Below are 13,617 nucleotides of genomic sequence, written 5' to 3'. Positions count from 1 at the left end.
GCTGATAGTGAGAGGAGACTAGAACGGTTTATGGCCGTGCAACTTCTGATGAATGCTGTTGTGACCTTCTTGTTACGGCCAAGCCCGAGGAAAACGAATTAATTGCCGAACTATGTTTGTTTTCATTGTGCTTTATTTGGCTGCGCCGCAGTGAAATTGGGTGAATCTGAGCGAGAAATTCCAACGATGAAGATGGAGAATTCCCTCGCTCGAGAAACGTCGCGCGAAGCCTCAGACGCGGGGGTCGGAGAGCGGGAGTGACGGCAACGCGGGAAGGGGTAGCGCTCGGAGCCACGCGTCGAAGAACTCGCCGAGATCCTGACCGGCGACCTGCTCGGCGAGAGCGATGAAGTCGGCCGTCGTCACCGTGGCATACCGGTGCTCGGTCACCCAGCGGCGAAGGAGGCCGAAGAAGGCCTCGTCGCCGAGGAGGGTGCGCAGCGCGTGCAGCGTCAGGGCGCCCCGCTTGTAGACACGGTCGTCGAACATGTCGTCCGGGCCCGGATCCTGCAGGCGCAGATCCTGCGGTAGCCGCGACAGGCGCCCGTGGTGCTCGTGGGCGCGCTGGATGGCCGTCGCGAGCCCCGCCTCCTCGCTCCACAGCCACTCGCTGTAGCAGGCGAAGCCCTCGTGCAACCAGATGTCCTCCCACGCCGATGAGGTGACGGCGTTGCCGAACCACTGATGGGCGAGCTCGTGCGCGATGAGGCGCTGGGCATCCCACGAGCGGTTCGTGAAGTTCGCGCCGAACGTCGAGAGGGTCTGCGACTCGAGCGGGATCTCGAGGTCGTCGTCGGTGATGACGACGGTGTAGCTGTCGAAGGGGTAGTCGCCGAAGCGTGAGGAGAAGAAGTCGATCATGTGCACCTGGTCGGCGTACGCGGTGCGCACGGCCTCGCGCAGGCGCGGCGGGTAGACGAGGCGCACGTCGGAGGGCGAGGTGCGCAGCTGCTTCGTTTCGTACTGGCCCATCTGCAGCGTCGCGAGATAGGGCGACATCGGGCTGGGGCACTCGTAGGTCCACGTCGTGCGGCGTCCGGCCTGACGGCGGCGTACGAGCGAGCCGTTGGCGACGACGGCGTAGTCGGAATCGGTCGTCACGACGAAGCGGTACGTGGCCTTGTCCGCGGCGCGGTCGTTGCACGGGAACCACGTCGGCGAGCCGTGGGGCTGCGACGCGACGATGACGCCGTCCGTCAGCTCCTCCCAGCCTGCGTCGCCGTCGAGGCCGCGCATCGGGCCGGGCGAGCCCTTGTAGGCCACCGTCACCGTGAACGGCGTGCCGGCCGCGAGGGGCTGCGCGAAACGGACGAACAGGCGCGAGTGGTCGTGGCCGTACCGTCCGACGCGGGCGCCGGCGACGGCGAGCTTCGTCACCTTGAGTCGGCTGTGCAGGTCGAGCTCGATGCGTGCCACGGGCTCGGTGACGTCATCGGCGATGCGGCACGTCAGCACGGCCTTGGCGTCGAGGTGGTTGCCGGCTGGGGAGTAGTCGAGCGTGAGGTCGTAGGCGTCGACCCCGAACGTCGTGTCGCCGTGTCCGGGCACGTACGGGTCGGCGCCGCCGGTGGGGGTGTGGTGGCGTCTCATGCTCGTGCGCTCCGTTCACGGGTGGTTTCCGGGGTGTCGTCGTCGTCCTCGAGCCACGGGCCGATGGGGTTACCGAGCCAGCGGGTCTTGTCGGGGACGCTCTCGCCACGCATGACGAGCGACGTCGGCCCCACCGTAGCGTGACGGCCCAGCGCGGCTGCGGGGAGCACGACACTGTTGGGCCCCAGGGTGGCGCCGTCGCCGAGGGTGACGGTGTCCATGGCGAGGATGCGGTCGTGGAAGAGGTGGGTCTGCACGACACAGCCCGCGTTGACGCAGGCTCCGTCGCCGAGGCGGATGAGGTCGGCCTCGGGCAGCCAGTACGTCTCGCACCACACGCCGTGGCCGATCTTCGCGCCCATGAGGCGCAGCCAGAGGTTGAGCACCGGCGTGCCCGCGTTCGCGCGGATGAGCCACGGTGCCGCGATGACCTCGGTGAAGGTGTCGGCGAGCTCGTTGCGCCACACGAACGAACTCCACAGCGGGTACTCCGTGACGCGCAGCCGGCCCACGAGAAGCCACTTCGCGACGACGGCCGAGAGGCCGCCGAGGGCCCCAGCCACGACGAGGACGCAGCCTCCGGTGAGGGCGGCGACGAGCCAGCTGAAGCGGTCGGCGACGGCGAGCATCGTGAGGGCCGATCCCGCGATGAGCGCCGAGTGGAGGCTCTGCGGCACGATGCGCAGTGCCTCGACGACGGCGCGGGCCACGCGCAGGCGCTGCGGCGGCGCGGTGGTGCGGCTCGTGTCGGACTCGCCGGCCTCGCGTCGTAGGCGCTGCGGGGGAGAGCCGAGCCAGCTCGTGCCCTTTTTCGCGCTGCCGCGAGCGGGTGCCGCCGAGAGGACCGCGACGAGTCCGCGCTTGGGCACCTTGCGGCCCGGCGCGGCCATACCGGAGTTTCCGAGGAAGGCGCCCTTGCCGACCTTGACCGGCGCTATACGGATCCAGCCGCCACCGAGCTCGTAGTTCGCGACGAGGGTGTCGTCGGCGAGGAACGACCCGGCGCCGATGTCGGCCATCTTCGGGAGCATGAGCACGGTCGAGGCCTCGACGTCCTTGCCGATGCGGGCGCCGAGCGCACGCAGCCAGACGGGCGTGAGGGTGCTCGAGTAGAGCGGGAAGAGCCAGGTGCGCGCCTCGTCGAGGAGGCGGATCGTCGTCCACGCGCGCCAGCCCTGGCCGCCGTGGATCGGGTGGTAGCCCTCGCGCAGACCGTGGCCGAGCAGGCGCACGGCGCCCAGGATGACGAGGGCCGTCGTGGCGAATCCGACGAGGGTGGCGGGCACGACGCCGATCGCGGTGATGCGAGCGAGGTCGGCGACCGAGTCGGCCTCCTTCAGCCAGGGCCAGCAGACGGCGATGCCGGCTGCGGCCCCGACGGCGGGCACGAGGGAGGCTGCGATACCGGAGGCGGCGTAGGCGCCGAGCCAGATCGGCTTGTTCGGCGGCGCCTCGTCCTCCCACGGGCCGCGTGCCTCGCCGATGTGGACGGCCGGCGCGCCCGACCTCAGTTCACCGGCGTGGACGTCGCCGAAGACGCCGGAACCGGGGGCCACCTCGGCACGCTTGCCGATGCGTGCGCCCGGCAGGAGCGTCGAGCGGGTGCCGACCCGGGCGTTCGCGCCCACCTCGATGCGCCCGAGGTGGAAGACGTCGCCGTCGATCCAGTGCCCGCGCAGTTCCACCTCGGGCTCGACGGAGCAGCCCTTGCCGAGCGTGAGCAGGCCGGTGACCGGAGGCAGGCTGTGCAGGTCGACGTGTTTGCGGATGTCGCAGCCGAGCAGCCGTGCGTAGAACTTCACGAGGGGAGCACCCGCGAGCGTCGTCGCCCCGAGCTCGTCGGCCAGACGCTCGGCGAGCCAGACGCGCAGGTGGGTGCGTCCACCACGGGTGTAGGCGCCGGGCTGCACGCCCCGCAGGATGACGCGGGCGGCGAGCGCGGCGAGGATCATGCGTCCCGGCGGCGCGACGAAGAGCACCCAGCCGAGGGCGATCCAGAACCAGTCGAGCGTCGGAATCCACTCGAGTCCGACGGCGTGGGCGAGGTTCGCGCCCGCTCCGAGCCACGTCAGCCACCGCAGCGCGGAGAACTGCCGGACGGCGAGGGAGGCGACCACCTGCATCGTCTGGGTACTGCGTCGCACCCGGACCACGTCGTCGTTGAGGCGCGTGGTCGGCGAATCCATCGCGTCGATCGCGGCGGCGAGCTCGGCGATCGACTCGTTCTCGTAGACGTCGGCGACCGTGAACTCGGGGTGCGTCTCGCGGACGCGGGCGACGAGTTGGGCGGCGCTCAGCGAACCGCCGCCGAGGTCGAAGAAGTTGTCCTCGGGGGAGGCCGGCGGTGCGCCGAGGATGGCGGTGTAGAGCTCGCGAAGGCGGGCTGCGGTGCCGGTGAAGGCGCCGTCCTCGTCGTCGGAGGTGATCTCGAGCGGCCACGGCAGGGCGTCGCGGTCGATCTTGCCGGAGGTGCGCGTCGGCAGCGTGTCGACGACCGCGAGTTGAGGCACGAGCGCCGCGGGCATGGTCTCGCGCAGATGAGCGGTGGCGGCCTTGCGGTCGAAACCGTCCTCGACGGTGAGGTAGCCGACGAGAAGCTTGTTGCCGGTCTGGGAGGTACGCACGGCAGCGGCTGCGCCGCTCACGCCGGGAAGCTGGAGCAGGTTCGAGTCGATCTCGCCGAGCTCGATGCGCCGGCCGCCGAGCTTGATCTGGTCGTCGGCTCGGCCGTTGAAGACGAGGCCCTGCGGGTCGTTCACGACGATGTCGCCGCTGCGGTAGGCGCGCTCCCAGCCGAGCGTCGGCATGGGGGCGTACTTCTCTGCGTCCTTGGCCGGGTCGAGGTAGCGGGCGAGCCCGACGCCGCCGATGATGAGCTCGCCGGGCTCGCCCTCGGGCACGGGGTTGCCCTCGCCGTCGACGACGGCGAGATCCCAGCCGTCCAGCGGCAGGCCGATGCGCACGGGCGGCTCGCCCGTCAGCTGCGCGGCACACGCGACGACGGTGGCCTCGGTGGGGCCGTAGGTGTTCCACACCTCGCGTCGCTCGTTCGCCAGGCGCGCGCCGATCTCGGGCGGGCAGGCCTCTCCGCCGAGGATGAGCAGGCGTACCTCGGCCAGCGCCTCGTGCGGCCAGAGCGCGACGAGCGTCGGCACGGTGGAGATGACGGTGATGTCGTTGGCGCTCAGCCACGGGCCGAGATCCATGCCGGACTTCACGAGGCTGCGCGGCGCGGGCACGAGGCAGGCCCCGTAACGCCACGCGAGCCAGATCTCCTCGCAGCTCGCGTCGAACGCGACGGACAAGCCCGCCATGACGCGGTCGCCCGGGCCGATAGGAGCGTCCTGGAGGAAGAGGTTCGCTTCGGCGTCGACGAAGGCCGCGGCGTTGCGGTGCGTCACGGCGACGCCCTTGGGCTTGCCCGTGGAACCCGACGTGAAGATGATCCATGCGTCGTCGGTGAGGCCCGGGTCGCCGGTGTGGGTGTTGCCGTCGTCCGCGTGCTCGTGTTCGCGGGGGCTGATGACGAGGTCCTTGCCCGCGATGGCGGCGACGTCGGCCTCACCGAAGACGGTGTCGGCGCGCTCGTCAGGATCGTCGAAATCGACCGGGACGTAGGCGCATCCAGCGACGAGGGTGCCGGCGATCGCGACGTAGAGGTCGAGCGTTCCGGACGGGATGCGGATGCCGATGCGTTCGCCGGAGCCGATACCCATCTCGTGTAGGGCGTCGGCGAACTGCTCTGCGGCGTCGGCGAACTCGGCGTACGTCATGACGTCGACGCCGTTGTCCACCGCCGGCGCATCCGGGTTGGCGGCCACCGTCTCGCGCAGGATGTCGACGAGCGTTCGTGGCGCGGGTGCCCGGTCGGCCCGCAGCAGCGTACTTTCGGGTGAATCGCTCGTCATGAGGCGCATTGTCCTACCTCCAGATGACCTGGAGGTGACATGAGCCGCACCGGTGAGCCGAATCACTGCGCTAGCCGGTGGCTGGGCGGGGCGTCCGGTGGGAGAGACGCCGCCGCCTCCATTCGTCCCGCCGGGGCGAATGCGTGAGACTGGAACCATGAGCATCGGCATTCTCACCAGCGGAGGCGACTGCCCCGGACTCAACGCCGTCATCCGCGGCGCCGTGATGAAGGGCGACAAGATCTACGAGCAGGAGTTCGTCGGTATCCGGGACGGATGGCGCGGGCTCATCGTCGACGACATCTCGCCGCTGCCGCGTCGGCGCGTGCGAGGGCTCTCCAAGGAGGGCGGCACGATTCTCGGCACGTCCCGCACGCACCCCTACAACGGTATCGACGGCGTGGGCGGGCCGAAGGCGATCCGTGAGGTCATGGATCGCCACGGCATCGAGGCCGTCATCGCCATCGGCGGCGAGGGCACGCTCTCGGGCGCCGCGCGGCTCGCGATCGACGGGCTCCCCATCGTCGGCGTCCCGAAGACCATCGACAACGACCTGTCCGGCACGGACTACACCTTCGGTTTCGACACGGCGGTCTCGATCGCCACGGAGTCGATCGACCGTCTGCGCACGACCACCGAGGCGCACCACCGGTGCATGGTCGTGGAGGTCATGGGCCGCCACGTCGGCTGGATCGCGCTGCACGCCGGTATCGCGAGTGGCGCGCACGCCATCCTCATCCCCGAGGTGTCGGTGACGCTCGAGCAGATCGCCGAGTGGGTGCGCCTGACTCAGGCCCGCGGTCGCGCGCCTGTCGTCGTCGTCTCCGAGGGCTTCCAGCTCAAGAACGACCGCGGCGAGTCGGAGAACATCGTCGCCGAGCGCGGCCTCGATGCCGCCGGGCGTCCGCGTCTGGGTGGTATCGGCGAGGCGCTCGCGCCGCTCATCGAGGCGAAGACCGGCATCGAGACGCGCGCTGCGACGCTCGGCCATCTGCAGCGCGGCGGTGTACCGACGGCGTACGACCGTGTGCTCGCCACCCGGTTCGGGCACGCCGCCATCGACGCGGTGATGCAGCGCAAGTGGGGGCAGATGGTGGCGCTCAAGGGAATCGACATCGAGACGGTGCCGATGGACGAGGCCACCAAGGAACTCAAGAAGGTCCCGCGTGAGCAGTGGGACGACGTCGCCGTCCTCTTCGGCTGATGGCGTCGAGGTTCGTGCGGACGGCGCTCGCCTACCTCGGAATGGTGGGCGACGAGTCCGCTGAGTCGCGCCAGGTGGGCACCGTTGCCGCTCCGGCCCGTCAGGATCGTTCGCGTTCGGGCGGGTTGGTCGTCGTCGTGGTGTTCGTGCCGCGGGAGGCTGCCGACCGTGTTCGACGGGCGGCGGCCCGTGCCGGCGCCGGGGCGATCGGTAACTACCGGGCCTGCTCGTTCAGCGCGGCAGGTGAAGGGCGATTCGAGCCCCAGGTCGGGGCCCGCCCGACGGTCGGTCGGGTCGGTGAGCCCGAGGTCGTCGACGAGATGCGCGTCGAGATGGTCGTGCCTCGGCCTGACGCTCGCCGCGTCGTCGACGCCGTCCTGGCGGCGCACCCGTACGAGGAGCCGGCCTGGCACGCCTACGAGACGCTGACCCGTGAGGAACTCCTCACGGATTCGTGGTGAAGGTGAGCCACAGTTCGACATGACGGGGGCATAGGGCTCGCACAGGGTGGGCTGGTGGCTTCGACAGGCAGGGGAGGGAACGTGAGGTTGTCACCACGTCTCGACTCCTCAGGAGCTTTCCATGGCACGCACCGCTTCCTCGCGCACCGCTCGCTTTCTCGGAACGGGGGTGATGGCAGCCGGGGCGTTGGGCATCGGCATCGTCGGCGCCGACCTGATGCATTCGTCGTCCGAGCAGACGGGGGTGACGTCCTCGAGCGCCAGTTCGCAGACCTCGGATGCCGCCACCTCGGGCTCCTCGACGTCCACGACGAGTTCGAGCAGCCAGAGCTCCGATGACACCTCGAGCACCTGGAACAACGCGACGTCGGTGAGCAACGGGAGCTCCGATTCGGGTGCTGCTACGACTGCCGGGTCATGACAACGACATTGAGTGCGCCGGCCGCGGCGAGGACGGAGTTCTTCGAGTTCGACGCGATCGGCTGCCACCATCGTGTCGTCGTTCTCGGTGAGTGCGACCTGGCTCGGGTCGAACGCCTCACGCAGGCCCGCATCGAGCAACTCGACCTGGCTGTCTCTCGCTTCCGCGCAGACAGTGAACTGAGCCGACTCAACGCGCGCAGTGACAAAGCCGCGCGTCGCGGTGAGGACGTCGTCACAGCGCCGATCAGTCTCACGTTCCTCGCAGCGATGAGGGCGGCGCTGCGGACCGCTTCCTTGACCGATGGCCTCGTCGTGCCGCACCTGGGCCGCCAGATCGAAGTCGCGGGCTACGACGTCGATCTCGACCTGGTGCGTCGGCGCGGTGACCTGGCACGGCGTGAGCGTGTGACACCGCACCTCCTGCCGCTGCCGACGATCTGTTCGGCGGAGCGCAGCGTGACGCTCGCGGCCGGTTCCCACCTCGACCTCGGAGGCAGCGCCAAGGCGTGGTGTGCCCAGATCCTGGCCGAGGAGATCGCGCTCGAGTTCGGTGTCGGTGTGCTCGTGTCCCTCGGTGGCGACATCGCGACGAGCGGTCCCATCCCCGGGCGGGGATGGGAGATCGACGTGCGGGACGCCTCAGCTCGGATCCTTCAGCGCATTCGCGTTCGTGAGGCCGTGGCGACGAGCTCGACCCGGCTGCGCCGCTGGGTGAGCGCCGGCGAGGAGCGCCATCACATCATCGATCCGCGGACGGGTCGCAGTGCGACGCCGATCTGGGCGCAGGTGAGCGCTGCGGCTCCGGACACAGTTCAGGCGAATGCTGCGACGACGGCCGCCGTCATTCTGGGGAAGGACGCGCCCGCCTGGCTCGAGGGCCACGGAGTCCCGGCGCTCTTGCAGGGCGCGGACGGTCAGATCGTGACGACGTCCGGCTGGCAGGCGCCGGCCTGAGGGTGGCTTCGACTCTTCGGGCCGCTCAGGGCCAGAGCCAGCAGTAGACGTGCTTGCCCTCGTGGCCGGACTTGAGGGCCAGGGCGACGAATCCTTCGAGGAAGTCGGCGAGGTCGCGTGGGCGAGGGTTCCATTCGTCGGCGTCCTCGGGGGCTTCGGCGGCGGCCCACTGGGCGGCCAGTTCGTCGAAGGGCGCCTCGCGGGTCGACATGAGTGCGACGAATCCGGGGTCGACCTGGAGGACGAACTTCTGCTCGTCGTCACTGACGGCGACGGGCGCCGGCCAGCCGGAGGTGACGAACTCCTCGACCGTGACGCCGGTGAGGAGTTCGTTGAGGTAGCCGAGTGCGATCCCGGGGTCGACGTCCTGGCTCGCGACGACGTCGTATTCGGTTGTCGGCGAGGCGGACTCGTCATCGAAAGGAAGGGATCGCAGGCCGGATTCGAGATTGACCGTGGCGGCGGCCTCCTCGTCGGACGCGGCGGCGAAGTAGTCGATCTGAAGGGCCATGCGCTCAGCGTACGGCGCGCTCGTCCTGTTGGTCCCGTTCGAGGTCCGCGGCGGCCTCCACGAGCAGGGCGAGCGCCGCGGTGTAGGTGGCCATGACGACGCCGTCGGAGAGGTTGCGGCGGGCGCCCGTGGGCAGGAGCTGTCGCGCCACGATGACTGCGTCGGAGGCGAGGAAGAGCGGTCCTCCGACGGCGATGCGTCGTGACGCGCGCCGACCGGTGGGTGCGCCCTGCGTCAGTGCCGCCATCGCGGCGAGGCTGACGCCGTACGCGGCCACGATCGGGTCGGGCGTGCTCGGCCCAGCGTCACGTCGCGCGGCCACACCGTCGACGACGGCGAGGGCGGCCAACGCGACACCCGCAGCCCTCGTCGGCCTCGGGCGCCAGCGGTAACCGGCGCGAGCGAGCACGCTCATGAGGCCGAGCTGCTGGACGGCGAAGCACGACGCGCCGCGCCGCAGATGGGCGCGGGCGGCGAGGCCGCTCGTTCGTGATTCGGCCAGCATGAAGTGGTCGCCGAGCGCCGATCCGGCCAGCGCTGTGAGCAGCGTGACGGTCGTCGGGCGGCGCTCGGCGTCGAACGCGCCCGGCCTGGTGGCCACATCGGCCATGAGCAGGGGAGCGATGGCGTACTTCGTCGCGGCGTGCAGCTTCCCGGCACCGAGCGCCGCGCCCCCGCTCGTCAGCACGGATGCGCCGACGTAGAGGCTGCGCCAGCTCGGGAGATTCCTCGTCATGGCGGCGAGGCTAACGAAGGTGGCGGGTTCGGGTGGAGATGTGACGAACGTTCGTCACATCTCCACCCGAACCCGCCATCCACGAGGGGTCGCTGCGTGTGAGTTGTGGCCCGGTGTGCGAGGTTCGGCCCGGTGTGTGAGAAGCGCAGCTCACACACCGGGCCGAAGCTCACCTCTCGTGTGCCGCGTCAGCCCTGGCTGACGCCGCCGCCGTGGGGCATCGAGGCGATCGCCTCGCGAAGCTGCTTCTCCTTCGCCTCGGCGATCTCGCTCGCGCTCGCGCGGTAGGGGCGGATGCCGCCGGCGGGCACGCGACCGAGGCGGCCACGCTGGAAGTCCTCGAACGCCTCGATGACCTCGGCCTTGGTGTTCATGACGAACGGGCCGTACTGCACGACGGGCTCGCGCAGCGGGCGGCCTCCGAGCAGCAGCACCTCGAGCGCCGGGGTCTCGACGTCCTGACGCTCGTCGGCGGTGAGCGTCATGAGGTCGCCAGGGCCGGTGACGATCGTCTGGCCGGCCGTGATCGGACGACGGTCGCGGCCGATCGTGCCCGAACCGGAGAAGACGAAGACGATTCCGTTGTAGGACGGATCCCACGGGATGTCGGCGCGCGCCCCCGCAGCGATGCTGGCGTGCGCCATCGTGATCGGCGTGCGCGTCGAGCCCGGCCCGCGGTGGCCGCCGATCGATCCGGCGATGATGCGGATGAGCGCCCCACCGTCGTGCGTCGTGATGAGCTCGGAATCGGTCCCCTCGAGGTTCTGGTAGCGCGGGTCGGCCCACTTCTCGGCCTTGGGCAGGTTGACCCAGAGCTGAACACCGTGGAAGAAGCCGCCGGACACGACGAGTTCCGCCGGGGGCGTCTCGATGTGGAGCACGCCGGAACCGGCCGTCATCCACTGCGTGGCGCCGTTCTCGATCATGCCGCCGCCGCCATGGCTGTCCTGGTGCTGGAAGCGCCCGTCCATGATGTACGTGACGGTCTCGAAGCCGCGGTGCGGGTGCCAGTCGGTGCCGCGGGGCTCGCCGGGCGCGTAGTTGACGGCGCCCATCTCGTCCATGTGGACGAAGGGGTCGAGCTCGGCGTGGGTCAGGCCGGCGAAGGCACGGGTGACGGGAAAACCCTCACCCTCGAAGCCCTTCGGCCCGGTGATCTGGCGGCGCACGGAGCGCTCGACGGCCTGCGGGCTCGCCTCGGGCAGGTGCGGCAGCGCGAGCGTGTCTGCGGTGACTGCGGGCATTGGGGGCCTCCTCGGTGGCCGTGAAGTGTTGGCGCTTCCTTCAATGTAGTTGAAGGTTCAACTATTCCGCCAGTCCTGAATGAACGTCAGATGACGATTCGATGCCGATCGCCTCGCAAACGGATTCGAGGGCCGAAACTTCCCGCAAGATGGTCGGGCACCCTCCCCGCGCCTGCGGCGCAGCCGAATCCGAAGGACACCCCCAACCATGTCGAGCTCCCTCGTGCGCCGATCCGCATTCACCGGCGTCCTCGCCCTCGCGTGCGCCGGCACGTTCGCCCCCTCCGCGCTCGCCGCTGCGCCTGTCGACTCCCTCGACGGCGACCTCACGCCTCTGACGCTCCTGGGTACCAACGACTTCCACGGCCACTTCACCAAGGACTTCGCTTGCACCGTGGCGTCGGCGAAGGCCGAGTACCCGGACGCGTCGTTCATCTCCGCGGGCGACAACGTCGGTGGCACGCCGTTCGAGTCGGCCTCGCAGCAGGACAACCCCTCGATCGACTTCCTCAACGCTCTCGGTCTCGAGGCCAGCTCGGTGGGCAACCACGAGTTCGACAAGGGCTTCGACGACCTCACGGGCCGGGTCAGTTCGCGCGCGAGCTGGACCTACCTCGGCGCCAACGTCTACAAGGGCGGCACCACGACACCCGCTCTGCCCGAGTACAAGGTGCTCGATGTCAACGGCGTCAAGGTGGCCGTTGTCGGTGCTGTCACGACGGACACGCCGAACATGGTGGCCGGTGACGGCGTGGCCGGCCTGACCTTCGGCGATCCGGTGGCTGCCGTCAACCGCGTGGCTGCCAAGCTCAAGGACGGGAACGCCGCGAACGGTGAGGCCGACGTCGTCGTCGCCGAGTACCACGAGGGTGCGCCGGAGGGCGGCGAGGCCACCTTGTCGTCGATGCAGGCCGCGAGCCCCGTGTTCAACAACATCGTGACGAAGACGAGCGGCGACGTCTCGGCCATCTTCACCGGTCACACCCACCAGCTCTACAGCTGGGACGCGCCTGTTCCCGGCGGTGAAGGCACGCGCCCGATCATTCAGACCGACTTCTACGCGAAGTACCTCGGCGTTCTGCAGCTCGGCTACGACAAGGCGAGCGGCAAGGTGACGCAGTACAAGGTGACGAACCGGCCGGTGAGTGCACCGAGCGACGCGTGCGCCTCGCTGCCCGCGTACACGGCTGCTGCCGCCGTCGTGGACTCCGCCAACGCCCGCGCCGAAGAGATCGGCAAGCAGGTCGTCGCCCAGAGCAGCGGTCCGATCACCTCGGCGCTCAAGGCGGACGGCAGCCGCGACGACCGTCTGGCCGAGTCGAACCTGTCGAACCTCATCGCGCAGAGTTACGTCGACTCGCTCAACAAGCCGGGCCGCACCGGCAGCGTCGAGATTGGCCTCATGAACCCCGGCGGCGTGCGCGCCGACCTCGTGCCCGACGCGTCCGGCAACCTCACCTTCGCGCAGGCCGCCGCCGTCATGCCGTTCAACAACACCGTCGCAACCCGTGAGGTCACGGGCGCAACGCTCGTCAAGATTCTCGAGCAGCAGTGGCAGCCGGAGGGCAGCTCGCGCCCGTTCCTCAAGCTCGGCCTGTCGAAGAACGTGACGTACACGTTCGACGAGAACAAGCCCGCCGGTGAGCGCATCACGTCCGTGCTCGTCGACGGCAAGCCGCTGGAGGAGTCCAAGAGCTACACGGTGGCGTCCAACTCCTTCCTCATCACCGGTGGCGACAACTTCACCGCCCTCAAGGAGGGCGGAGCCGTGAGCGATTCCGGCCTCATCGACCAGGGTCTGTTCGTCGAGTGGCTCAAGGCCGCGAGCCCGCTCTCGCCGAGCTACGCCAAGCAGTCGCTCTCCGTGGTGGACCAGCCGACGAAGCTCACCGCGGGCAAGGAGGCGTCGTTCACCGTCTCCGGCTTCGACATGACCAGCAAGGGCGCGCCCGCCAACAAGAGCGTCGAGGTCTTCGTCGACGGCACGTCCGTGGGCACGTTCCCCATCACGACGAGCTCGTCCACGACACCGCCCTACCCGGCCAACCACGGCACGGCTTCGGTGAAGTTCACGGTGCCGGCCGACGCCTCGGGTGATGCCCTCGTCACCTTCAAGGCTGCGCCGACCGGCACGAGCGGCGGCTTCCCCGTCACGATCGAGGGTGGTGCGCCGACGACGACCCCGACCGGCCCGACCACCGAGCCGACGGACCCGACCACGGGACCCACGGACCCGACGAGCGAGCCGAGCGACCCCTCGAGCACGAGCGAGCCGAGCGACCCGTCCACCACGGACGAGCCGACGGCGTCCCCGACGGACGGTACGAGCACGAGCGGTGGCGGTAACCCGTCATCCTCCAGCACCTCGACCACCGGCCCCAAGGTCGAGACCGACGGGATGAGGAACGAGCAGGCCGTCACTGGCCTCGCGGGCCTCGGCCTCCTGCTCGTCGCCGGCATCGGCGCCGTCGTCGCTCGCCTGCGTCGCACCGTCTGATGTCTCCTCGCGGCTGACGCCGTCGCTCCCCGCCCCGCCCTGGCTCACGCCACGGTGGGGCGGAGGCGTGAGCGCAGCGCGCCAGAGTT

Annotated in this window: 10 protein-coding genes; 4 read left to right on the top strand and 6 right to left on the bottom strand. The window is 69.7% G+C overall.

Annotation, left to right across the window (positions count from 1 at the left end; all coding sequences use genetic code 11):
* Nucleotides 1-231: 231 nt before the first annotated feature.
* Together H7F30_RS00710 and H7F30_RS00705 are read right to left on the bottom strand one after the other, a co-directional pair.
* Nucleotides 232-1,590 carry a M1 family metallopeptidase gene (locus H7F30_RS00710; protein WP_187036110.1) on the bottom strand — a complete coding sequence of 453 codons (1,359 nt, stop codon included), beginning with the start codon at nt 1,588-1,590 and terminating at the stop codon, nt 232-234.
* Nucleotides 1,587-5,498: a Pls/PosA family non-ribosomal peptide synthetase gene (locus tag H7F30_RS00705; RefSeq protein WP_187036108.1), complete on the bottom strand. Its 3,912-nt coding sequence runs from the start codon at nt 5,496-5,498 to the stop codon at nt 1,587-1,589. Before H7F30_RS00705 ends, H7F30_RS00710 begins: the two co-directional genes overlap by 4 nt.
* 157 nt (nt 5,499-5,655) lie before the next feature.
* On the opposite strand from H7F30_RS00705, the gene H7F30_RS00700 reads away from it, so the two are divergent.
* Both H7F30_RS00700 and H7F30_RS00695 read left to right on the top strand, forming a co-directional pair.
* Nucleotides 5,656-6,702, top strand: coding sequence for a 6-phosphofructokinase (locus tag H7F30_RS00700; RefSeq protein WP_047310543.1), 1,047 nt, complete (start codon nt 5,656-5,658; stop codon nt 6,700-6,702).
* Entirely contained in the window at nt 6,702-7,163 is a 462-nt protein-coding gene (locus tag H7F30_RS00695) for a hypothetical protein (RefSeq protein WP_255464906.1), read from the top strand. Before H7F30_RS00700 ends, H7F30_RS00695 begins: the two co-directional genes overlap by 1 nt.
* Nucleotides 7,164-7,271: 108 nt before the next feature.
* Here the strand turns inward: H7F30_RS00695 and H7F30_RS00690 are convergent, their stop codons facing one another.
* Nucleotides 7,272-7,541, bottom strand: coding sequence for a hypothetical protein (locus H7F30_RS00690; RefSeq protein WP_187036106.1), 270 nt, complete (start codon nt 7,539-7,541; stop codon nt 7,272-7,274).
* A 39-nt stretch (nt 7,542-7,580) separates the two neighbouring features.
* Between H7F30_RS00690 and H7F30_RS00685 the strand changes: the two genes are divergently transcribed.
* Nucleotides 7,581-8,540, top strand: coding sequence for an FAD:protein FMN transferase (locus H7F30_RS00685; RefSeq protein WP_187036104.1), 960 nt, complete (start codon nt 7,581-7,583; stop codon nt 8,538-8,540).
* A 25-nt stretch (nt 8,541-8,565) separates the two neighbouring features.
* Here the strand turns inward: H7F30_RS00685 and H7F30_RS00680 are convergent, their stop codons facing one another.
* The 3 genes from H7F30_RS00680 to H7F30_RS00670 form a co-directional block, all read right to left on the bottom strand.
* Nucleotides 8,566-9,051, bottom strand: a complete 486-nt coding sequence (locus tag H7F30_RS00680; protein WP_187036102.1) for a hypothetical protein — start codon at nt 9,049-9,051, stop codon at nt 8,566-8,568.
* 4 nt (nt 9,052-9,055) lie between these two features.
* Entirely contained in the window at nt 9,056-9,787 is a 732-nt protein-coding gene (locus H7F30_RS00675) for a lysoplasmalogenase family protein (protein WP_187036100.1), read from the bottom strand.
* A 188-nt stretch (nt 9,788-9,975) separates the two neighbouring features.
* A complete protein-coding gene (locus H7F30_RS00670; protein WP_187036098.1) occupies nt 9,976-11,031 on the bottom strand; it encodes a pirin family protein in 1,056 nt (351 codons plus the stop codon).
* Nucleotides 11,032-11,239: 208 nt separating this feature from the next.
* Here H7F30_RS00670 and H7F30_RS00665 point away from each other — a divergent pair, with 208 nt between their 5' ends.
* Nucleotides 11,240-13,528 (top strand): bifunctional UDP-sugar hydrolase/5'-nucleotidase, encoded by a 2,289-nt coding sequence (locus H7F30_RS00665; protein WP_187036096.1) that lies wholly within the window; start codon nt 11,240-11,242, stop codon nt 13,526-13,528.
* Nucleotides 13,529-13,617: the final 89 nt, after the last annotated feature.

It is taken from the genome of Dermacoccus sp. PAMC28757, from assembly GCF_014302635.1.
Lineage (GTDB): Bacteria > Actinomycetota > Actinomycetes > Actinomycetales > Dermatophilaceae > Dermacoccus > Dermacoccus abyssi.
Note: the sequence above shows the minus strand (reverse complement) of the source record. Positions and strands in the feature narration are given on the sequence as shown.